Annotated in this window: 15 protein-coding genes; 12 read left to right on the top strand and 3 right to left on the bottom strand. The window is 69.5% G+C overall.

Annotation, left to right across the window (positions count from 1 at the left end):
• Positions 1-31 precede the first annotated feature (31 nt).
• From recC to E4F25_RS07960, 4 genes are read left to right on the top strand one after another with little or no spacing between them, the layout of a single operon-like run.
• Positions 32-3421, top strand: a complete 3390-nt coding sequence (gene recC / locus E4F25_RS07975) for an exodeoxyribonuclease V subunit gamma (RefSeq protein ID WP_140909627.1) — start codon at positions 32-34, stop codon at positions 3419-3421.
• Positions 3418-7074, top strand: coding sequence for a UvrD-helicase domain-containing protein (locus E4F25_RS07970; RefSeq protein WP_140909626.1), 3657 nt, complete (start codon positions 3418-3420; stop codon positions 7072-7074). The genes recC and E4F25_RS07970 overlap by 4 nt, the downstream gene beginning before the upstream one ends.
• On the top strand, positions 7071-8774 hold the full coding sequence (gene recD, locus E4F25_RS07965) for an exodeoxyribonuclease V subunit alpha (RefSeq protein WP_140909625.1): 1704 nt from the start codon (positions 7071-7073) through the stop codon (positions 8772-8774). The genes E4F25_RS07970 and recD overlap by 4 nt, the downstream gene beginning before the upstream one ends.
• 25 nt (positions 8775-8799) lie before the next feature.
• On the top strand, positions 8800-11613 hold the full coding sequence (locus E4F25_RS07960; RefSeq protein WP_140909624.1) for a TrlF family AAA-like ATPase: 2814 nt from the start codon (positions 8800-8802) through the stop codon (positions 11611-11613).
• Between the two features lie 47 nt (positions 11614-11660).
• Here the strand turns inward: E4F25_RS07960 and E4F25_RS07955 are convergent, their stop codons facing one another.
• Positions 11661-12374: a class I SAM-dependent methyltransferase gene (locus E4F25_RS07955; RefSeq protein WP_140909623.1), complete on the bottom strand. Its 714-nt coding sequence runs from the start codon at positions 12372-12374 to the stop codon at positions 11661-11663.
• Between the two features lie 55 nt (positions 12375-12429).
• On the opposite strand from E4F25_RS07955, the gene E4F25_RS07950 reads away from it, so the two are divergent.
• On the top strand, positions 12430-12858 hold the full coding sequence (locus E4F25_RS07950; protein WP_140909622.1) for a hypothetical protein: 429 nt from the start codon (positions 12430-12432) through the stop codon (positions 12856-12858).
• Positions 12855-13388 carry a YdeI/OmpD-associated family protein gene (locus tag E4F25_RS07945; protein WP_140909621.1) on the top strand — a complete coding sequence of 178 codons (534 nt, stop codon included), beginning with the start codon at positions 12855-12857 and terminating at the stop codon, positions 13386-13388. The genes E4F25_RS07950 and E4F25_RS07945 overlap by 4 nt, the downstream gene beginning before the upstream one ends.
• A gap of 1 nt (position 13389) precedes the next feature.
• Here the strand turns inward: E4F25_RS07945 and E4F25_RS07940 are convergent, their stop codons facing one another.
• Positions 13390-15465: an alkaline phosphatase D family protein gene (locus E4F25_RS07940; RefSeq protein ID WP_140909620.1), complete on the bottom strand. Its 2076-nt coding sequence runs from the start codon at positions 15463-15465 to the stop codon at positions 13390-13392.
• 198 nt (positions 15466-15663) lie between these two features.
• Here E4F25_RS07940 and E4F25_RS07935 point away from each other — a divergent pair, with 198 nt between their 5' ends.
• Both E4F25_RS07935 and E4F25_RS07930 read left to right on the top strand, forming a co-directional pair.
• Positions 15664-16500 (top strand): CPBP family intramembrane glutamic endopeptidase, encoded by an 837-nt coding sequence (locus tag E4F25_RS07935; protein ID WP_220433200.1) that lies wholly within the window; start codon positions 15664-15666, stop codon positions 16498-16500.
• Positions 16490-17287, top strand: a complete 798-nt coding sequence (locus tag E4F25_RS07930; RefSeq protein ID WP_140909618.1) for a glucose 1-dehydrogenase — start codon at positions 16490-16492, stop codon at positions 17285-17287. The genes E4F25_RS07935 and E4F25_RS07930 overlap by 11 nt, the downstream gene beginning before the upstream one ends.
• A gap of 1 nt (position 17288) precedes the next feature.
• On the opposite strand, the gene E4F25_RS11480 is transcribed toward E4F25_RS07930, so the two are convergent.
• Positions 17289-17699, bottom strand: a complete 411-nt coding sequence (locus tag E4F25_RS11480; protein WP_181168240.1) for a nuclear transport factor 2 family protein — start codon at positions 17697-17699, stop codon at positions 17289-17291.
• A gap of 181 nt (positions 17700-17880) precedes the next feature.
• Here E4F25_RS11480 and E4F25_RS07920 point away from each other — a divergent pair, with 181 nt between their 5' ends.
• From E4F25_RS07920 to E4F25_RS07905, 4 genes are all read left to right on the top strand, one after another.
• Positions 17881-18342 carry a glycine zipper domain-containing protein gene (locus E4F25_RS07920; protein ID WP_181168239.1) on the top strand — a complete coding sequence of 154 codons (462 nt, stop codon included), beginning with the start codon at positions 17881-17883 and terminating at the stop codon, positions 18340-18342.
• Positions 18343-18382: 40 nt separating this feature from the next.
• Positions 18383-18835, top strand: a complete 453-nt coding sequence (locus E4F25_RS07915) for a hypothetical protein (RefSeq protein WP_140909615.1) — start codon at positions 18383-18385, stop codon at positions 18833-18835.
• 94 nt (positions 18836-18929) lie between these two features.
• The gene (gene folE / locus E4F25_RS07910) at positions 18930-19529 is read left to right on the top strand and encodes a GTP cyclohydrolase I FolE (protein WP_140909614.1); all 600 of its coding nucleotides are present in this window, start codon (positions 18930-18932) and stop codon (positions 19527-19529) included.
• Between the two features lie 43 nt (positions 19530-19572).
• Entirely contained in the window at positions 19573-20490 is a 918-nt protein-coding gene (locus E4F25_RS07905; protein ID WP_140909613.1) for an NAD(P)/FAD-dependent oxidoreductase, read from the top strand.
• The last annotated feature ends 48 nt before the right edge of the window (positions 20491-20538 follow it).

Genomic DNA, 20538 nt, shown 5'->3' with positions numbered 1-20538 from the left:
GTCGCTGCGGATGCGACGGGGCTGCGGCAAGATGGCGTTAATGTCGCCCGTGAACGACTTCCGGCTCTACCATTCCAACGCGCTCGACGTGCTGGCCGGGCTGTTGGCGGAAGAACTGCGCAAGCCCGCGCCGGGCCAGCCGCTGCTGGCGCCGGACACGGTCCTGATCCCGCAGGTGGCGATGCGGCGTTGGCTGCAGGCCACCCTGGCCGAGCGTCACGGCATCGCCGCGAACCTCGAGTTCCTGGCCCCGGGCGAGTTCGTGGCCCGGGCGCTGGCGGCGAACCCGCCGCGGGACGAGGCGGCCGAGGGCGGCGAACTGGACGCCGCCAGCCTCAAGTGGCACCTCTACGCCGCGCTGCTGGATCCGGCGGTGCGCGCGCACCCGGCGATGGCCCAGCTCGCCGCCTACCTCGACGGCGACGACCCGCTGCGCGCCTGGTCGCTGGCCGGCGAGCTCGCGGCGGTGTTCGAGAAGTACCAGGCCTGGCGCCGCGACTGGCTGCTGCGCTGGGAGGCCGGCGCCGATCCGGACGACCCGCAGGCGATCCTGTGGCGGATCGTCGCTACCGGCCGCAGCCACCGCGCGCGCCGCATCCAGGACTACCTGGCGCGCTTCGGCGGCGAGGGCGACGCGGTCCCGGCCGGGCTGCCGTCGCGGATGTTCGCGTTCGCCACCCTCAACGTCTCGCCCGACGTGCTGCGGGTGATGGCGACGCAGGCCAGGGCCGGCACGCTGCACTTCTACCTGCCGACGCCGACCCGCGCCTACTGGGGCGACCTGCAGTCGCTCGGCGCGCGCCTGCAGGCGGGCGAGGACCCGTTCGGCGGCGAGGATGCGGAGAACCCGCTGCTGCGCGACTGGGGCGCGGCGGGGCGCGACTTCATGGCGTTGCTGGGCAGCTACGAGGTCGTGCATCCGTCGGGCGAGATCGCGGCCTATGCCGATCCGGAAGCCGCGAGCGACCAGCCCGACACGCTGTTGCGGCGGATGCAGGCCGACCTGTTCCACCGCCGCGCGCAGCCGTCGGGCACGCCGCGCAACGAGGTGGATGCGCGCGATCCGAGCCTGCAGTTCCACGCCTGCCACACCCGCCTGCGCGAATTGCAGGTGCTGCACGACCGCCTGCGCGCGCTGCTCGAGGACAATCGCTTCGATCCGCCGCTGCAGCCGCGCGAGATCGCGGTGCTGGCGCCGGACATCGATCCCTACGTGCCGTACCTGGAGTCGGTGTTCGGTGGCCGGGGACGCGGGGATTCGATCCCCTGGGCAATGGCCGACGCCAGCCCGCTCGCCGGCGAGCCGCTGGCCGCTGCCTTCCTGCGCCTGCTCGAGCTGCCGGTGTCGCGCTTCGGCCTCGACGAAATCCTCGAACTGCTCGCCAGCCCGCCGCTGGCCGAGGCCGCCGGGCTCGACGCCGGCGCGTTCGAGCGCCTGCACGGCTGGCTGCGCGAGGCCGGCGCGCGCTGGGGCCTGGATGCCGCGCACCGCGCTCGCCTGGGCGCGCCGGAGGACGACGCCTACACCTGGCAGTTCGCGCTCGACCGGCTGCTGCTCGGTCATGCCAGCGGCGACGAGGCGCTGGTCGCCGGCGACGGTCGCGTGGTCGCGCCGTGGACCGAACTCGAGGGCAGCGCGCTCGATGCGCTCGACACGCTGTTGCGCCTGTTGCGGGTGCTGGCCAGGCACCAGCGCACGCTTGGCGCGGCGCTGCCGCCGGCGCAGTGGCGCGAGCACCTGCTGGGTCTGCTCGATGCGCTGCTGCCGCGGCCGCCGTCGTCGCGCGGCGGCGAACGCGCGCTCGACCGCCTGCGCGCGCTGATCGATGCGTTCGCGAAGGAGGCGGAAGCCGCGGGCTACGAGGACGCGGTGCCCGCCGAGGTCGTGCGCGCGCACTTCGCGCAGGTGCTCGGCGAGGCCGACACGCGCGCGCCGCTACTCACCGGCGGCGTCAGCTTCGCGCGCATGGTGCCGATGCGGCTGCTGCCGTTCCGCGTGATCTGCCTGCTGGGCATGAACGACGGCGAGTTCCCGCGCCGCGACCCGGCGGCCGGACTCAACCGCCTGACTGCGGAGCTGGGCACCGACAAGCGCCGCCACGGCGACCGCTCGACCCGCGACGACGACCGCTACCTGTTCCTGCAGCTGTTCTCCTCGGCGCAGGACGTGTTCTACCTGAGCTGGACCGGTGCCGACCCGCGCGACGGCAGCGCACGCGAGCCCTCCGCCGTCGTCTCCGAACTGCTGTCCGCGGCGGCGGCGTACCACGAGGCGGGGGATGCCGACGCCCTGGTGCTGCGGCATGCGCTGCAGCCGTTTTCGCCGGCCGCCTTCGGCAGCGAGGACACCCGTCATTTCAGTTATGGCGCGCACTGGCATCCGGCCGCGGGGCGTCTGTCGGGCGCACGTTCGCTGCTGGGGCCATGGATCGCCGCGGGCACGAGCTTGCCGGCGCCGGAGGACGAGGCGAACGAACTGTCGCTGGACGTCTTGCGCCGCTTCCTGCTGGCGCCGGCCGAACAGTTCCTGCGCCATCGCCTCGGGCTGCGCCTGGTGGAGCCGGAAGAGGCGGGCGAGGACATCGAGCCGCTGGCCGCGCCGGGCCGCGGGCTGGCGCGCAACCGCCTGCAGCACGCGGTGTTCGAGGCGTTGCTGGCGGGCGAGGACCGCGACGCCATGCAGGCGCGGCTGCGCGCGCGCGGCATGCTGCCCTCGGGCCCGCTCGGCAGTCGCGCCCTGGCCGAGGTACTCGGCGAAGTGCAGCCGTACGCGTCGCGCTTCGCCGACTGGCGCGGCGCCGCGACCGCACCCGCCGATCCGCTGCGGCTGGACGTCGAGATCGACGGCCTGCGCCTGCACGGCCGCATCGGCGGCGTGTGGCCGCAGGGCATCGCGCGGCTGCGCTTCGGCAAGCCGAACGGTCCGTCGGTAATCCGCAACGGCCTCGACTGGCTGCTCGCCTGCGCCGCCGGGGAATCGCTGCCGGTCCATGAGTTCCACGAGGACGACAGCGGCAACATCGGCCCGCACCGGCGCGACGTGCTCGATCCCGCGCAGGCGAAGGACGCACTGCGCGCGCTGCTCGAGCTGCGCGCGAACGGCCTGCGCCAGCCGCTGGTGTTCGCGCCGCGCAGCGGCTGGTGCTACTACAGTGCGGAGAAGCCGGAGCGCGGCATCGAGGCGGCGCGCAAGCAGTGGCGCGGCAGCGACCGGCAGTGGGGCGAGGGCACGGAGCCGGCGTGGGAACTCGCATTGCGAGCGCGCGATCCGTTCGCCGACCGCGACGCCCTGCGCGAGTTCGTGCGCAACACCTGCGCGGTGTTCGCCGCCGTGGACAGCGGCATCGCGCTCGCCCCGCTGCCGGACGAGGACGAGGACGCGATCGCGCGCGCGACCCTGAGCGGGGACGACGACGCGTGAACGCCGAGACCGCCCGCAACCCCTACCTCGACCTGCCGCTGGACGGCGTGCGCCTGATCGAGGCCTCGGCCGGGACCGGCAAGACCTTCACCCTGGCCACGCTGGTCACGCGCCTGGTGGTCGAGCGCGGCCTGCGCGTCGGCCAGGTGCTCGCGGTCACCTTCACCGAGGCGGCCACGCAGGAACTGCGCAAGCGCATCCGCGAACGCCTGCTACTCGCGCTCGCACTGGTGGACGCACCCGACACGGAAGGCGAGGACGCCGAGGCCGCGCTGACCCGCCAGATCCTCCGGGCCCACCGCGAGCGCAGCGGCGAAAGCACCGAAGCGCTGCGCCGCCGCCTGCGCCAGGCCGCGCTCGAGATCGACCTCGCCGCGATCTTCACCATCCACGGCTTCTGCGCCCGCGCGCTGCGCGAGCACGCGCTGGAAAGCGGGCAGGGCTTCGACCCGCCGACGCTGCTAGCCAACGACCGCGAACTGCGCGAAGAACTCGCCGCCGACCTGTGGCGCGCGCACGGCCGCGACGCCGACGGCGCCGACGACCTCGCCGCGCTGTGGAGGGGCGGCCCGCCGGCGCTGGCCGAGGACCTGCGCGCCCTGCTGCGCGAACCGGTGCTGCTCCCGCCCGACGCACCGCTGCCCGACGACCCGATGCCGGCTGTGCTCGCCACCGGCCGCGCGCTCGCCGACGGCTTCCGCGCGCACGGCCCCGGGTTCCTCGCGGTGCTGCTCGATGCACTGGAACGCAAGGTCCTGCACGGCGGCAGCTACAAGGCCGACTGGATCCAGGCGCTGTGGAGCGAACTGGCGGGCTGGTGCGAAGGCGGCGACTACACCGCGCCGCTGGACGAGCGGCTGGGACGCTTCACCGCGCGCGCGATGCAGGAAAAGACCAACAAGGCGCACGCCGGCGGCACCCCGACGTCGCCGCTGTGCGAACTGATCGATGCCTACCTGCAGGCCGTGGCCGACTGCAAGGCCTACACCGCGCGCCGCCGCATCGCCCTGCTGCACCGGATCCGTGACGACGCCCGCGCCCGCCTGGCCTTGCTCAAGCGCCAGCGCCGGCTGCAGACCTACGACGACCTGATCGACGGCGTCGCCGACGCGCTCGACGGCGACCACGCCGAAGCCCTGGTGCGCGGCTTGCGCGCGCAGTACGCGGTGGCGCTGGTGGACGAGTTCCAGGACACCGACGCGCGCCAGTGGAAGATCTTCGAGCGCGTGTTCGGCGGCGGCAGCAGCGGCGACGGGCACGCGCCGGCGCTGTTCCTGATCGGCGACCCCAAGCAGGCGATCTACGGCTTCCGCGGCGGCGACGTCCACACCTACCTGGCCGCGCGCAAGTGCGCGGACGAGGCGCCGCCGCTGGGCCACAACTTCCGCTCGCGTCCCTGCGTGCTCGCGGCGATCGACGCGCTGTACGCGCAGGCGGGCGAGCACGCTTTCGTCGATCCGCGGATCGAATTCCGCAGCGTCGCGCCGGGCGGCAAGCGCCAGGACGGGGACTTCCTGCGCGACGCCGCGCCCGCACCGGCGCTGACGGTGTGGGTCGCGCCGCTGCCGGAGCCCAACGCCAAGGGCGAGATCAAGCCGTACAAGGCCGAGGCCTCGCGCGAGCACTGCACCCACGCCTGCGTGGCCGCGATCCATGCCGTGCTGCGCGAAGGCCGTGCCGGTACCGCCACCATCGAGGGCCGTCCGGTGCAGCCGGGCGACATCGCGGTGCTGGTGCGCACCCACCACGAGGCCACGCGCATCCAGCAGGCGCTGGCCGCCGTCGGCATCCCCGCGGTTGCCGCCGGCAAGCAGAGCCTCTACGCCACCCTCGAGGCGCGCGAACTGCACACGTTGCTGCTGGCGCTGCTGCAGAGCGGCGACGACGGCCGCCTGCGCGCCGCGCTGTCCACGGTGCTGGTCGGCGTGGACGCCGCCGGCATCGCCGCGCTCGACGACAGCGACCACGACTGGCAGGGCAGGGCGCTGGCCTGGCGCGAGCGCCTGCTGCACGGCGGCCTGCTGGCGCTGGTCGGCGACCTGTGCGCGGAGCACGCGCCGCGCCTGCTCGGCCTCACCGACGGCGAGCGCCGCGTCGGCAACTACCTGCAGCTCGCCGAAGCGCTGCAGGAAGCGCAAGCGACGGCACTCGGCCTGCACGGCCTGGTGGACTGGCTCGGCCAGCGCATTGCCGAGGCCGATCCCGACGACGAGACCCAGTTGCTGCGCCTCGAGTCCGACGCGCGCCGCGTGCAGATCGTCACCCTGCACAAGAGCAAGGGCCTCGAGTACCCGCTGGTGTTCCTGCCGTTCGCTGGCATCGGCCGCCCGAACCCCGTGCCCGGCCGGCTGTGCGTCGCGCACCACGAGGACAACCAGCGCCGGCTGCACTGGAAGACCGAGCTCGAAGAGGCCGAGTGGGACCATGCCAGCGAGGCGTGGAAGACCGAGCAATACGCCGAGGAGGCGCGGCTGCTGTACGTCGGCATGACCCGCGCGCGCGACGCGCTGTGGCTGGCCAGCGGCCTGTTCTACAACCACGACGCCACCGCGCTCGGGCCGATGCTGAAGTCGCTTGGAACGCTGGCGGCAATGCCCGGCATCCACGTGGACACGACCTTGCCGCCGCCCGTGCTGCCGCGGCTGCCGCCTGAATCCGACGCCGAGGTCCCGCCCGCCGCGCTCGCCACGCGCGTGCTCTCCGGCGACTGGTGGGTCCACAGCTTCAGCGGCCTGACGCGCACGGCGAGCGGCGACGAGGCCAGCACCGCCGCCACCCTGCCCGTACCCGGCGGCAGGGACGAACCGGTGGTGCCCGAGGACGCGCTGCCCGCGGCGCAGGCCTTCGACTCGCGCTTCGGCGGCACCCGCTTCGGCGTGGCCCTGCATGCCGCGCTGGAACGCGCCGACTTCGCCGCCTGGCGCGCGTGGCTGCCCGGCGACGCCGCGCCCGCCGGCGAGGCCGCGACCATCGCCGACGCACTGCGCGAACAGGGCTACGGCGACGACGTGCTCGACGACGGCATCGCGCTGGTCACCGACCTGGTCGGCCGCACCCTGCGGGTCGCGCTGCCGGAAGGCGTGCAACTCTGCAACGTGCCCGAAGATGCACGCCGCCCGGAAATGGAGTTCCAGTTCTCGCTGAAACCGACGCGCGTGGACGCGCTGCTGCAGCTGCTGCACGCGCACGGCGTGGTGCCCGGCCGCGGCGGCTTCGGCTTCCGCCAGCGGCTCGAGGGCCTGATGACCGGCCTGGTGGACCTGACCTACGTCCACGACGGCCGCTGGTACGTGCTCGACTACAAGTCCAACCGCCTGCCGCACTACGACGCCGAAGGCCTGCGCGAGGCGATGCTGCACAGCGAGTACGACCTGCAGGCGCTGGTCTACACGCTCGCCCTGCACCGCTGGCTGCGCTTCCGCCTGGGCGACGGCTACGACTACGCACGCGACTTCGGCGGCATCCGCTACGTGTTCTGCCGCGGCATCGAACTCGACGCGCGCGGCGACGAAGTTCCCGGCGTGTACCACGCCCGCTTCGCCCCCGACCTCGTCCACGCGCTGGATGCCCTGTTCGCCGGCGAACAAACCCCTCTCCCGCTCGCGGGAGAGGGACAGGTCCGCGCAGCGGACCAGGGTGAGGGCCCGCCATGACCCCGAGCCTCCTCGACTCCCTGGTCCGCGCCGGCACCCTCCGCACCATCGACCACGCGCTGGCCCAAAGCCTCCGCCGCCTCGACCCGGCCACCCCCGACAGCGTGCTCGCCGCCGCCGCGCTGGCCTCGCTCGCCGTCGCCCAGGGCCACGCCGGCTTCGATCCGTCCGCGCCACAGTTGCTGGTGGACGACGGCACCGATCACGACATCCCGTGGCCCGACCCCGACGCCTGGCGCCGCGAGCTCGCCGCGTCCCGCTGGGTGTCCATGCCCGGACCAGACGCCGCCGCCGAACCCACCGATCCCGCCCGCCCGCTGGTGCTCGAAGGCGCGCCCGGCAGCCCCGGCCTGCTCTACCTGCGCCGCTACCGCGAGTACGAGCGCCGCGTCGCCGTCGGCCTGCAGCGCCTGGCCGCGCAACACGTCGCCGGTGGCGGCGTCGACCTGGTCACCGGCGGCCCCGGCACCGGCAAGACCACCACCATCGCGAAGCTGCTCGTGCAGCTGGTCGAACAGGCGCGCGCCGAAGGCCGCCCCGACCCGCGCATCGCCCTGGCCGCGTCCACCGGCCGCGCCGCCGAACGCATGGCCGAGAGCGTGCGCAACGCGCTGCAGTCGCTGGCCGCCGGAGGCACCGACGCCGACGTGATCGAGGCGCTGCCGACCAGCGGCTCCACCCTGCACCGCCTGCTTGGCACCATCCCCGACAGCCCGCGCTTCCGCCACGACGCCGACAATCCGCTGCCGTTCGACGTGGTCGTGGTGGACGAGGCCTCGATGATCGACCTGCCGCTGATGGCCAAGCTGGTGGACGCCGTCCCCGACGGCACCCGCCTGGTCCTCATCGGCGATCCCGACCAGCTGCCCTCGGTCGAAGCCGGCGACGTCCTCAGCGGCATCATCGCCGGCGCAGGTGAGGGGCTCTTCCCAGCCCGCCGCACGCACCTCACCAAGTCCTGGCGCCAGCACGAAGCCCTCGATCTGGCCCCGCTCGCCGCCGCCGTTCGCGAAGGCGACAGCGCCCGTGCGCTCGAACTGCTACGCAGCGGCCAGCTCTCCGGCGTCCACTTCCGCGAAGACCTCGCCGACCCGCTGCAGACGCACCGCGACCACCTGCTCGCCCACTGGCGCGCGCTGGCCGAGGCCGACACCCCCGCGCAGGCGCTACGCCTCGCCTCGCGCCTGCGCCTGCTCACCGCCGTGCGCGATGGCCCGCAGGGCGCGCGCACGCTCAATGCCCGCATCGAAGCCATGCTCGGCGAGGCCGGCACGCACTTCCACGGCCGCCTGCTGCTGATCACCGAGAACAGCTACCGCCACCGCCTCTTCAACGGCGACATCGGCATCTGCCTGCGCGGCGACAACGGCGCGCTCATGGCCTGGTTCCCCGGCGACACGCCCGACACCCCACGCGCCTTCCACCCCGCTGGCCTGCCCCGCCACGACAGCGCGTTCGCCATGACAGTGCACAAGGCGCAGGGGTCGGAGTTCGACGAGGTCTGGCTGCTGCTGCCGCAACACGACAGCCGGGTGCTGTCGAGGGAGCTGATATATACAGGCATCACTCGCGCGCGAAGAAAGTTGCATTTCGCAGGATGGACTAGAGTGGTCAATGCGGCGCTGGGGAGGAACGTAAGTCGTTGCTCTGGATTGGAGCAAAGACTCAAACTCCAAGAGGCCCCACAAATGGTCAGCTAGTCGGAGTATTGGAAGGGGGCGCTCGATGAGTACACAGCGTTATCCGCGTGGATCGGAATGGCGCAAGTGGGATCTCCACGTGCACGCGCCAGGGACCAAGCTTGGCGACCAATACACGCCAAAGGACGGTCGTCCGGACCTTGCGCGCTTCTGTCAAATCATCCATGACTCAGATGTGTCCGTACTGGCCATCACCGACTACTTCTCTTTCGACAGCTACTTCGATGTCCTGGAGACCTACAGAAGAACATATGGGGAGGACGGCAAACTCTTACTCCCCAATTTGGAGGTCAGGCTTCCCGTCGCAGTCAACAGGGCTGACCAGGAAGTCAATCTGCACCTGATTTTTCCGCCTTGGTTAACACGTGATGTGGCCAACAAGTTTTTGGGTCGTCTGAAAACAGAGGAAACAACTGGTCACCGAACAAGAGTGACATGTGCAGACCTTAAGACCCAACAACAATTCCAAAGTGCGACTGTCTCACTGGATAGCATTGAAAGTGCGATCCAGGAGACGTTCGGCAGCCATGCCACGTCACGGGACGTGCGCTGCGAATATGTGCTTGTGGTTGCATCCGCGAAAGGCGACGGTATACGCGCGGGTGGTGCAGGCCTTCATCGAAAGAAGCTTCTGAGCGATGAAATCGACAAGTATGCCGACGCGATCTTTGCTAACGCTGGCTCTCGCCTCTATTTCCTTAACACGGCTCGCCTCGAATCCAGAGAGTCCGTCCCCGCTAAACCCGTCTTCGATGGGAGCGATGCCCATAGCTTCGAGGACCTTAGTGCTGGGCTTGGACAGCAAATCGCAACCGATAGCTGCGTCCGCAACATCACGTGGATCAAAGCCGATCCCACATACATGGGACTTCTCCAAACACTGGCTGAGCCGGCTTCACGTGTGGCGTTGCAAGCAACAAAGCCTGATCGCAAGGAGCCCTACAAGCTAATTTCGAGAGTTAAGTTCTCCGGAGCAGCTGACTTTCCCTCAGAGGTTTTATTCAATCCGAACCTCAATGCAATCATTGGTAGCCGCTCTTCAGGAAAGTCGGCTTTGCTAGCTTTTGTCGCACACGCAGTCGATCCCGACGAGACGATGCGAGTTCAGGCCGAAGCCGCAGGTGTTCACGAGAGTGAGACCGGGCCCGCAGCAGGATTCATATGGAACGATGTATCCCATATCGAGTGTGACGTTGAATGGGCGTCCGGAGACAACACTACAGGCAAGGTGATCTACATCCCCCAGAACGCGCTATACGCTCTTAGCGAACAGCCGGAGGAGATTACAAGGAAGATTACACCAGTGCTTTTCCGAGCCTACCCGGCTCTCAAAACAGCATATGAAAATGCAATCGCAGAAATTGCTTTCGCAAACCAGGCTATTGAGAACGGTGTTGGCACATGGTTCAAATTGGCGGATCGCATTGACATTAATTCGCAAGAGATTAGAGATCTTGGGGATATAAACGCCATTACGGCTGAGCGCGATCGGCTTGATGCTGAAATAGATGAGGTCAAGAGCCGCACGCTGCTTACTGATGAAGAAGTGACCAAGTATCAGGAGATCGCTACTCGCATCAATGATAAGGAGGCACGGGTCCAAGAACTCGCGAGACAGCTTATTCAGCTCACTTCGTACGTCTCTCTCTCCGAAGGAAATAAGGCTGTGCAAATCCTTCCGGGGAAGGTGCAAGCGAAGATCTCAGTCAGGCCTTCTCAGACAGATGTCCCTGATACAGTCTCAGTGCGCATCGATGAGATCAAAGCAGAGGCCCACCGGAAAGTTGTTTCCGAAGTCGAAGGGGTCTTGGTCAGTGTGGCCAGCGCTCTCGAGAATGAGCGCGCTTCGTTGGTCCAAGAGGTTGCCGAAATCCGCCGCATCAACGGCGACCTTATCAAGAGGCATGAGGCAAACGAAGAGCTTTCCGCCCTGGTTCGAAGTCGCAACAGGCAGTTGGCGGTCCTTGATGTAATCGCTAAGAAGGACAAGGAACGGCAGAAACTACTATGTGATCAGCAAATCGCAACTGACAAGATCTCCAGGCACATTCACGATCGCGATGCTGCTATCACTGCTTTGGAGACAGCCTTCAACGAGGAGGAGCGGACGCTAATTGGAATGAGTTTCGGCATTGAGGTGGAAGTGCCTGAAACAGCTGCCGAGCATGCTTCAATAGGAATCAACCAGCGGCACACTAACGAATACATAAGACATAAAGGTGAAAGCGTTTGCTACAAGGAGGCCCAGGCAGATCCGAAGAAGTTCTTGGACGCATTGCGGTCAGGGCATATTCGTCTCAACAAGAACTACGATGCAAATGCGGTAGCTGCGGACGTCTTGGCAGTAACTAAAGAAATTCGCTTCTTTGCAGAGATGGACTCGGATCGAATAGGAGGCTTCATTCGATCTTCTATGACACCTGGTAAGCAAGCTCTGTTCGCCCTTACGCTTATTTTGAACGAGACGGAGGAGCCGTGGCCCCTTCTCATAGACCAGCCAGAGGATGACCTCGACAGCAGATCGATCTACGCCACAATCGTTCCGTACTTGGTGGAGCGGAAGCAGGAACGTCAGATCATTATGGTTAGTCATGACGCAAACCTGGTGATCGGCGCGGACTCGGAAGAGGTCATAGTCGCAAATCGGCACGGGGACGACCGACCCAATAAGGACGAACGAACCTTTGAGTATCTAACTGGATCTTTGGAGTACTCTCAGGAACTCAACTTGAAGAGTCGGACAATTCTTGGCCGCTGCGGTATTCGTGAGCATGCGTGTGAAATCCTTGATGGCGGCGAAGACGCGTTCCGCAAGCGCCGCGAGAAGTACAAAATTTAATGGAACGTTTGTCTCGGGGTACTGTTGGCGTGGGGAAAGGCGAGACATTACCTAGTTGGACTGCGCACTCGCTTCGTGGCACACCACCCATGAATCATCCCCGCCTGGTGGAACCTGAGCGGCGCCTCGAACCCCGCATCCGCCACCAGCGCCGCGACCCGCTCCGGCGGCAGGATCGCCACGTCGCGCGCGTAGTTCCCTCGCATCCGCTCGATCGCTTCGTCGTCTAGCCCGGCGCCCGACATCGTCCGCATCCACAGGCGCAGCATGTCGGGATAATCTGGCGCGTTGGTGTCCCAGGCCAGGTCGGCCCAGGCGAGCATGCCGCCTTTGCGCAGGCGGCGGCCGATGGCGGCGAAGAACGCGGTGCGTTCGGCCGGGTCGAGGATGAACTGCGAGACCAGGAAGCAGGTGGCGCCGTCGAAGGCACCGGTGTCCGGGAGGGTTTCGAGCAGGCCGGCGTGGAACTCGCAACGGTCGGCGAAGCCTTCGCGCTCGGCGCGCTCGCGGCAGGCGGCGACCATGGCGGGCGCAGGGTCGAGCGCGAGGAAGCGCCAGCGCGGGAAGCGCTTGGCCAGGTGCGCGATCTCGGCGCCGGTTCCGGCGCCGACGCACAGCAGGCGGGCGTCTTCGGGCAGGTCGGCGAAGACGGTTTCCAGGAGGAAGTGCAGGCTTTCGCGGATCGGCGCCATGCGCGCCCATTGCGCGTCGTAGCCGGCGGCCTGCTGGTCGAAGAGCTTGTCGAGTTCGTGCTGTTCCATGGACGGATTGTGGCAGGGGAGCGGGCCGGGTCGCCCATCGCGGTAGATTTGCAGGATGACCAGATCAGCCACCCTCGCCTTCCGCTTCGCTCCAACACTCTGGGCCTCGCTCCTCCACCTGGCGTTGATGGCCGGCGCCTTCGTGCTGTTCCTCGGCCGCAAGCCCGGCCGGTTCCGCTCGCAGGCGATCATCGAAGCGATCCCGGGCTTCTACACCCACGTGTTCAACTTCTCGCTGTCCTACCTGCTGTACGCGGGCATCGGTTTCCTGTGGCTGATGATGGGCGTGCCGATGCGCTTCGTGGCCTGGGCCGGCGCCGCGCTGGTCGCGGCCAACGTCGGCTACGAGCTCCTGCTGCCGCTGTTGAACACGCGCGATCCGGTGGACGCCGCCTACGGCATCGCCGGCACGCTGCTGGGTTTCGCATGGCTGTGGATCGTGCGACGCTTCGGCCTCACGCCCATACCCGCACCCGCACGATGACGATCGAGTTCGAAGCCCGCCTCGCGCGCCCGGCGCAGCCGAAGAACGCGAGCTGGACGTTCCTGGTGCTGCCGGCCGAAGCGAGCGCCCAGCTGCCGACGCGCGCGATGGTCGCGGTCGAGGGCACGTTCGCGGGCCAGCCGTTCGAGGCGGTACTCGAGCCCGACGGCGAAGGCAGCCACTGGCTCAAGGTGCCGCGCGCGCTGTGCGAGGCCGCCGGCGCCGAACCCGGCGACACCGTGGCGCTCGCGATCGCACCCGCCGCGAAGGAGCCGGAGCCCAGGGTTCCGCCCGACCTGCGCGACGCACTCAAGGCCAACCCGGCGGCGAAGGCCACCTGGGACGCCACCACCACGGTCGCGCGCCGCGACTGGATCGCGTGGATGACCTCGGGCAAGAAGGCCGAGACGCGCGGCAAGCGCCTGCTGTCGGCGATCGACATGCTCGGCAACGGCAAGAAGCGCGTGTGCTGCTTCGACCGCTCCGGGATGTACGGCGGCAACTTCAGCGCGCCGGAGGCGGCGGACTGACTCAGGCCGACAGGCCGACGTCGCCCTCGACCACGGCCTGGCGCAGGCGCGGCCGCTCGCCCGGCGCCCACAGCGCCACCTCGTGGCGCACGCGGTAGCGCAGCGGTCCGCCGTCCACGCCGGGGCTGCGCGCGATCGGGCGCGGGATGCACACGAACTCGGTGCACATCGTGCTGCCGTCCACGCGCACGACGCCGTAGCCGTGCCCGCCCATGTCCACGAACGCCAGGTGCGGCGCCAGCTCCGGGTTGCTGGCCGCGTGCGCCCTGGCCAGGTCGCCGCTCTCCGCGTATTCGAGTGCCGAGCGCACGCCGTGGTTGAGCAGCAGATTCATGGTCGGCTCCATCCTGCCGTCGGCGCGGTCGGCGATGAACAGCCGCCGCAGCGGATGGTCCTTCCGCCCGTGCTCGTGCGCTTCCTGCATGCCCGGTGAGGTGATCGAGCCACATACGAAGCTGACGCCCATCGGTTCGAACGCGGCCGGCGGCAGCGCCTTCGCCGCGTAGCCGGCCCAGAAGCTGTGGCGGTCGCCCGAGAGCACCGCGAAGCCGGTGATGCCGGCGTCGCGCACGGTGTCCATGATCTCGCCGCGCTCGTGGTAGACGCCGCCCCAGTCGCCGTTGTTCATCACCGCGTAGCCGTCGGTCCACGCCGGCCACTCCGGCGGCAGCATGCCGGCAGGCAGGTGCTGCGGGTCCACGCGCCAGTCCGGCGTGCCGAGCGAACTGCCCCAGATCTTCCACGTCGCGGTGGCCTTGCGCAGGGTGTCCAGGAACCACGACTTCTGCTTCGCGCCGAGCATGGATTGCGGCGGCTGGTCGGCGCGGTAGTTCGGGATGGACCTGTCGCCGAACACGATCTTCTCCGGCGGGTGGCCATCGGCATGCGCGCGCCCGCTGTCCACCTGCATGGACAGCGCCTCGGGGAAGAACGGGTAGGGCACGTGTTCGAACAGCGGGCCGAGCGCGGGATCGTTCGACGGATCCTTGCCGCGGAAGCTGCGCTGGTCGGTGATGATCAGGTCGATGTGCCGGCCCCAGCGCAACGCGCGGTAGGCGATCAGGCTTTCGATCGCTGCGAGGTTGTTGGGCTCGAGGCCGAGGCCGTGGTCGTCGAACTCGGTCACGGGCACGTCGGTGACGGCGGGCGCGTCGAAGGCCGCGAGCTTGCCCGGCGCCACCACGCGCGCGGGCTGGAACTCGAACCAGGCCTGGTTCGCCGCGACCTTGAGCTGCTGCCCGGGCACCTGGCCGTCGCCGGGGAATTCCATCACCGACTGCCACGCCAGCCATGAGAACTCGTGGTTGTCCCAGATCGCCACGAACGGAAAGCGGGCGCGCGCGTCCTGCAGGTCGGGGTCCTGCAAATAGGCGTTGTAGAGCGCGCGGTAGCCGGCCAGCGTGGTCGGCACGGTGAAGCGGTCGCCGGCGACCGGGCGGCCGTGCTCGAACGCGACCGGGAAGGTGATGCGGCGGTCGTAGCGGTGTCCATCCTTGACCTGCCCGGGCGTCTGGATGACCTCGTAGATGAAGTCGCCGAGGTGCAGCACGAAACCGAGCCGCTCGTCGGGCGCCGCGCGCTCGTCCTCGAAGATCATCCTGCGGTACGCGTTCATCGCGCCCTCGGGCAGGCTCTGGCAGCTCACGAAGGCGAAGCGCGCGGGACGCGGGTCGTCGGGCGCCGGCGCCGTCAGCGTGCGGCCGATGCGGCTGCCGTTGCCGTCCTCGTCCACGAAGCGGTACCAGTACTCGCCAGCGGGAGGCAGGTCGCCGACCAGCACCCGGCAGGTCCAGTCGGCCGCGGCCAGCACCGGCGCCGCGGTTGTCGCGATGACCTGGTCGAACTCCGGATCCCGCGCCACCTCCACCAGCAGCGTGGCGCGATCGCGTCCGTCGGCGTAGGGGCGCCGCGTCCACAGCAGCACGCTGTGGTGGTCGGGGTCGCCCGAGGCGACGCCCTGCGGGAACAGGTCGCGGCGTTCGCGCCAGCCGCTGCTCGAGGGTCGCAGCGTCGAACAGCCCCAGGCCAGGGTGGCGCCCATCGCGGCGGCCAGCTTCAGGAACTGGCGGCGGTCCATCGTCGCATGCGGTTCCCCTCGCCGTGGTGGTCCGCGCAACGCTAGTCCCCGGAACAGAAGCCGAGGACGTGCCGGAAGTCCCCATGACCGCAGGCCTTCCGCGGCCGCGCGGCACCGCCGGCATGACCTTCGACCCGCGTCGAAGCCCATTCAGGCAATCACCATCGCCGCACCTGCAGTCGCACCTTCGACCACGCCTTGCCCACAGACGTTCGTTTCCCGTTTCCCGCGGTCGCATCGCCAGGCTGGGTGATCACCACGATGCTGCTGTTCATCGCGGCGTCGGGCGCCTGGCTGTTCTCCCCGTACTTCCCGCTGGAGCTGCTGCGGGCGCTGGACAGCGCTAGCGCCGGCTGGATCGCGCCGACCCTGGCCTTGGCCGTGGTGTTCGGCGCGGTCGAACTGTGGCTGCTGTTCGTCCCCGGGAAGCAGCGGCCCGCGATCCTCGGGTGGCGTGCAGACGCGTTGCCAGCGGCGCTCGCCGCAACGCTCGTGGCGTGGCTGGCGATGCAGGCCTCGGTCGTGCTCGCCTCGCGCCTCGGCGACACGCCGCTCGCCTGGAATCCGGGCTGGGCCGAGGGCGGCCTGCTGCCCGGCGCCTTGATCGCGCAGCTGTTCGGTACCGCACTGCTGGAGGAAACCGTGTTCCGCGCCTGGCTATGGCCGCAGCTCGCCTTGCGGATGGCGCGGCGCTGGCCCGCGCGCCGGGCATGGGCGGTGGCGCTGCTGGTGTCGCAGGGCGCGTTCGCGCTGCTGCACCTGCCAGCGCACATCGCGGCCGGGACGCCGTCGTCGGTGCTGGCTGGCGTGGTGTCCGGACTGTTCCTGACCGGGATCGTGCTCGCCCTGCTGTATGCCGCGACCCGCAACCTGTTCTTCGTGGTGGGCGTGCATGCACTTGGCAATGCGCCCACGCTACTGTTCGAACCGCAAGGGCCGCAGCCCACGCTGGTCCTGCTCGGAGCCTCGATCCTGGTCGCCGCCACGTGGTGGTGGTGGCGACGCTTGCCTGGGAAACAACGACATGCGTCTTGAGAACAAGGTAGCCCTCGTCACCGGCGCCGCGCGTGGAATCGGCGAGGCGATCGCCAGGGCGTTCGCGGCCGAAGGCGCGACGGTCCACGTCACCGACATCGACGAGGCCGGCGCCTCCGTCGTCGCGGCGTCGCTTGGCGATCCGGCGCGCGCCGTGCGCCTGGACGTGCGCGACGAGCAGGCATGGCGCGATGCCACGGAGTCGATCCTGCGCGCCCACGGCAGGCTGGACATCGTCGTCAACAATGCCGGCATCACCGGGTTCGAGGGCGAACCCGTGGCGCACGACCCGGAGAACGCCACGCTCGAGGCCTGGCGCGCGGTCCACGAGACCAACCTGGACGGCGTGTTCCTCGGCTGCAAGTACGCCATCCGCGCCATGCGGAAGACCGGCGCCGGCTCGATCATCAACATCTCCTCGCGCTCGGGCATCGTGGGGATTCCAACGGCGGCCGCCTACGCCTCGAGCAAGGCAGCCGTGCGCAATCACACCAAGAGCGTGGCGCTGTACTGCGCCGGGGAGGGCATGACGGTGCGCTGCAACTCCATCCACCCCGCGGCGGTGCTGACGCCGATGTGGGAGCCGATGCTGGGCACCGGGCCGGAGCGCGAGGCGAACATGGCGATGTTCGTGCAGGACACGCCGCTGCGCCGGTTCGGCACTCCGGAGGAAGTCGCGGCCATCGCCGTGCTGCTGGCCTCCGACGAATCGGCCTACATCACCGGTGCCGAATTCAACGTCGACGGCGGCATCCTGGCCGGTTCCGCGGGCGCCCCTTCGCAGTAGTTCAGTGCGTGCCGGTCCGCTGGCCGGCCGGCTCCGCGTGGCTTTCGGTGTGCGCCGCGCACTTCCACTCGCCGTCCAGCAGCACCCAGGTCGAGGAGTCGACCACGTCCTCCTCGATGACCTCGCCGTCGCGCTGGTACTTCTGGCGCGCGCGATAGGTCGCGATCGCCACGTCGTCGCGCGGCAGCAGCACCTCGAAGTCGGAGAAGGAGAAATCCAGGACGCGGTGCTTCGGGTTCGACGCCATCTTCTCGTAGGTCGGCGGGTCGAAAGACATCGCGCCGTGCGAGCTCGCCATCAGCGCGGTGTCGGTGAGCATCGCCGATGCGACCTGCGGCTTGTCGTCCACCAGCGACTGCCAGAAGGCGCGCTCCAGGCGCTCGATCTCGGCCTTGCGTGCGCTCGTCTTCATCGCGGAATCCTCTCTTCCGAAGGGACCACCGATGGTTCCGGCGCGCCGGTTATCCGCGGATGAATGTTTCCCGTGCGTGAGTGCTGAACAGGCGCCCGCTTCACCGTTCGCATACCGCGTCGTCGCGACGATGACTGCGCCAGCACGGGTGGCTGGCCCCCCACACCAGGAGAGCGCAGAAATGACCGATATCAAGAAGGACCACAGCATTGGCGAGGGCACCGGCGCGGTGGCCGGTGGCGTCACGGGTGCGGCGGTCGGCTCGGTGGCCGGGCCGGTCGGCACCGTCGTCGGCGCGGTGGTCGGCGGCGTGGTCGGCGCCAAGGCCGGCGACGCGATCGCCGAGGCCGTGAACCCGACCGAGTACAACGACTACTTCGAGGCCAACTACCGCAACGTGCCGTACTACTCGAGCGGGCGCGACTGGAGCGACTACCAGCCGGCCTACCAGTACGGCTACGACACCTACGGCACCTACCGCGGCCAGCGCTTCGACGACGTCGAGTCGCAGCTCGAGCGCGACTGGGATGCGAGCCGTGCGCGTTCGCGCCTGGAGTGGGCGGAAGCCCGCGATGCGGTGCGCGACGGCTGGCACCACATCGAGCGCAGGATGCCGGGCGACGCCGACCGCGACGGTCGCTGACCTTGCACGGGCGGCGCGCCTGCCGCCACGGGAGCCATCCATGACGGGCCATCTCAAGAAGGACCACATCCTCGGCGCCGGCAGCGCCGCGCTGGCCGGAGGCGCCGCGGGCGCCGCCATCGGTGCGGTGGTCGCCGGTCCCCCCGGCCTGACCGTCGGCACCGCCGCCGGCGTCGCGCTCGGCGCCGTGCTCGGCCATCGCGCCTCGGAACAGGCCGACCCACGCAGCGATCTCGGGCACTTCGAGCAGATCTACTGGAAGATGCCGTACTACGTGGACGGGCGGGACTGGCACGACTACGCGCCGGCCTACCGCTACGGCCTGCACACCTGGCAGCAGCACCGCGGCCGCGGCATCGCGGCGGTGGAGTCCGAGCTGCAGGGAGGATGGGAGTCCGCGCACCGGTATGGATCGCGGCTCGACTGGCGGCAGGCGCGCCCGGCGGTGGAACACGCCTGGCGGTCGATGGACGAGGCCGAGCGCGAAGGCTGAGCCGCGCGCACGGGTCGTTTGCACATGGAAAACAGGGGCCGAAGCCGGCCCCTGCGGTAGGATGCCGGCTCGCCCCACCGACGAGCCGCACGACATGAGCCAAGCCCCCGGCACCCCCGGCGTGACCCGCGAGCAGGCGGAGGAAGCCATCCGCACCCTGCTGCGCTGGGCCGGCGAGGATCCCGGGCGCGAGGGCCTGCTCGAAACCCCGGCGCGCGTCGCCCGGGCCTACGAGGACTGGTACAGCGGCTACAAGCTGGACCCGGACGACTACCTCGCGCGCACCTTCCAGGAGGTCGCCGGCTACGACGAGCTGATCGTGCTGCGCGACATCGAGTTCGAGTCGCACTGCGAGCACCACATGGCGCCGATCATCGGCAAGGCGCACGTCGGCTACCTGCCCGACGGCAAGGTCGTGGGCATCAGCAAGCTGGCGCGGGTCGTGGACGCGTACGCGCGCCGCTTCCAGGTGCAGGAGAAGATGACCGCGCAGATCGCCGGCTGCATCGAGCGCGTGCTGCAGCCGCGCGGCGTCGGCGTGGTCGTGGTCAGCAGCCACGAGTGCATGACCACCCGCGGCGTGCACAAGCGTGGCGTCAGCATGGTCACCTCGACCATGCTCGGCACCTTCCGCGAGGACGCGCGCACCCGCGCCGAGTTCCTGCAGTTCATCGACGTCGGCCCCGGCCGCTGAGGCATCACGTCCCCATGTCGACATCGCCGGCAAAGTCGCCGGGATGCCGAAGACCCATGACTGCCTGATCGTCGGCGCCGGCCCCGCGGGCCTGGTCGCCGCCACCTACCTCGCGCGCTTCCACCGCGACGTCGTGGTGGTGGATGCCGGCAACAGCCGCGCGCAGTGGATCCCCACGAGCCACAACTGCCCGGGCTTCCCGCTCGGCATCGGCGGCGAGTCGCTGCTGCAGCGGCTGCGCGCGCAGGCGGCGCAGTACGGGGTGGAGCCGGTGCAGGGCAAGGTCGAGAGCCTGCGACGCGACGGCGAAGGCGTCTTCTTGGCCAGCGACGGCGACGGCCGCGTCTGGCGCGCGCGCTGCGTGGTGCTGGCCACCGGCGTGGTGGACATGATGCCGGTGGTCGAGGGCGGCCAGCCGGTGCTCGAGCGCGCGGTCGAGTCGGGAGTGCTGCGCCTGTGCGCGGTGTGCGACGGCTACGAGGCCAGCGACGAATGCATCGGCGTGTTGGCGCCGCCGCAGGAGGCGCTGTCGCACGGCCTGTTCCTGCGCGGCTTCTCGCGCAAGGTCGACGCGATCAGTGCCGGGCCCGGCGAGACCGACGCCGACACCCGGCGCGCCGCGGACGCGGCCGGCGTGCCGCTGCTGCCGGTGCCGGCGCGGCTCGAGTGCGACACCGACGCCTGCACGGTCACCTTCGACGACGGCAGCACGCGCCGCTACGACACGCTGTACCCGGTGCTCGGCAGCGAGGCGCAGTCGCAGCTCGCGCGCGAGCTCGGTGCCGATGTGGACGAGGACGGTGCGCTGCGCACCGATGCCCACCAGCAGACCAGCGTGGACGGCCTGTACGCGATCGGCGACGTGGTCAGCGCGCTCGACCAGATCGCGGTGGCCGTGGGTCACGCCGCGATCGCCGCCACCGCCATCCACAACCGGCTCCCGCGCAGGCTGCGGATGTAGGAGCGGCGCTCGCGCCGCGACCGGGGACAAGAGCTCGCCGCCATGGCG

The sequence above is a fragment of the Cognatiluteimonas lumbrici genome, assembly GCF_006476065.1.
GTDB classification, from domain to species: domain Bacteria; phylum Pseudomonadota; class Gammaproteobacteria; order Xanthomonadales; family Xanthomonadaceae; genus Cognatiluteimonas; species Cognatiluteimonas lumbrici.
This window is presented reverse-complemented; position numbering and strand designations above follow the sequence as displayed.

What these genes read in the sequence shown, in the direction of transcription:
- E4F25_RS07950 (WP_140909622.1), top strand. Translation starts at nt 12,430, where the DNA reads ATGACCAGATCAGCCACCCTCGCCTTCCGCTTCGCTCCAACACTCTGG.
- E4F25_RS07920 (WP_181168239.1), top strand. Translation starts at nt 17,881, where the DNA reads ATGACCGATATCAAGAAGGACCACAGCATTGGCGAGGGCACCGGCGCG.
- E4F25_RS07930 (WP_140909618.1), top strand. Translation starts at nt 16,490, where the DNA reads ATGCGTCTTGAGAACAAGGTAGCCCTCGTCACCGGCGCCGCGCGTGGA.
- recC (WP_140909627.1), top strand. Translation starts at nt 32, where the DNA reads ATGGCGTTAATGTCGCCCGTGAACGACTTCCGGCTCTACCATTCCAAC.
- E4F25_RS07940 (WP_140909620.1), bottom strand. Translation starts at nt 15,465, where the DNA reads ATGGACCGCCGCCAGTTCCTGAAGCTGGCCGCCGCGATGGGCGCCACC.
- folE (WP_140909614.1), top strand. Translation starts at nt 18,930, where the DNA reads ATGAGCCAAGCCCCCGGCACCCCCGGCGTGACCCGCGAGCAGGCGGAG.
- E4F25_RS07905 (WP_140909613.1), top strand. Translation starts at nt 19,573, where the DNA reads ATGCCGAAGACCCATGACTGCCTGATCGTCGGCGCCGGCCCCGCGGGC.
- E4F25_RS07955 (WP_140909623.1), bottom strand. Translation starts at nt 12,374, where the DNA reads ATGGAACAGCACGAACTCGACAAGCTCTTCGACCAGCAGGCCGCCGGC.
- E4F25_RS11480 (WP_181168240.1), bottom strand. Translation starts at nt 17,699, where the DNA reads ATGAAGACGAGCGCACGCAAGGCCGAGATCGAGCGCCTGGAGCGCGCC.
- E4F25_RS07915 (WP_140909615.1), top strand. Translation starts at nt 18,383, where the DNA reads ATGACGGGCCATCTCAAGAAGGACCACATCCTCGGCGCCGGCAGCGCC.
- E4F25_RS07960 (WP_140909624.1), top strand. Translation starts at nt 8,800, where the DNA reads ATGAGTACACAGCGTTATCCGCGTGGATCGGAATGGCGCAAGTGGGAT.
- recD (WP_140909625.1), top strand. Translation starts at nt 7,071, where the DNA reads ATGACCCCGAGCCTCCTCGACTCCCTGGTCCGCGCCGGCACCCTCCGC.
- E4F25_RS07945 (WP_140909621.1), top strand. Translation starts at nt 12,855, where the DNA reads ATGACGATCGAGTTCGAAGCCCGCCTCGCGCGCCCGGCGCAGCCGAAG.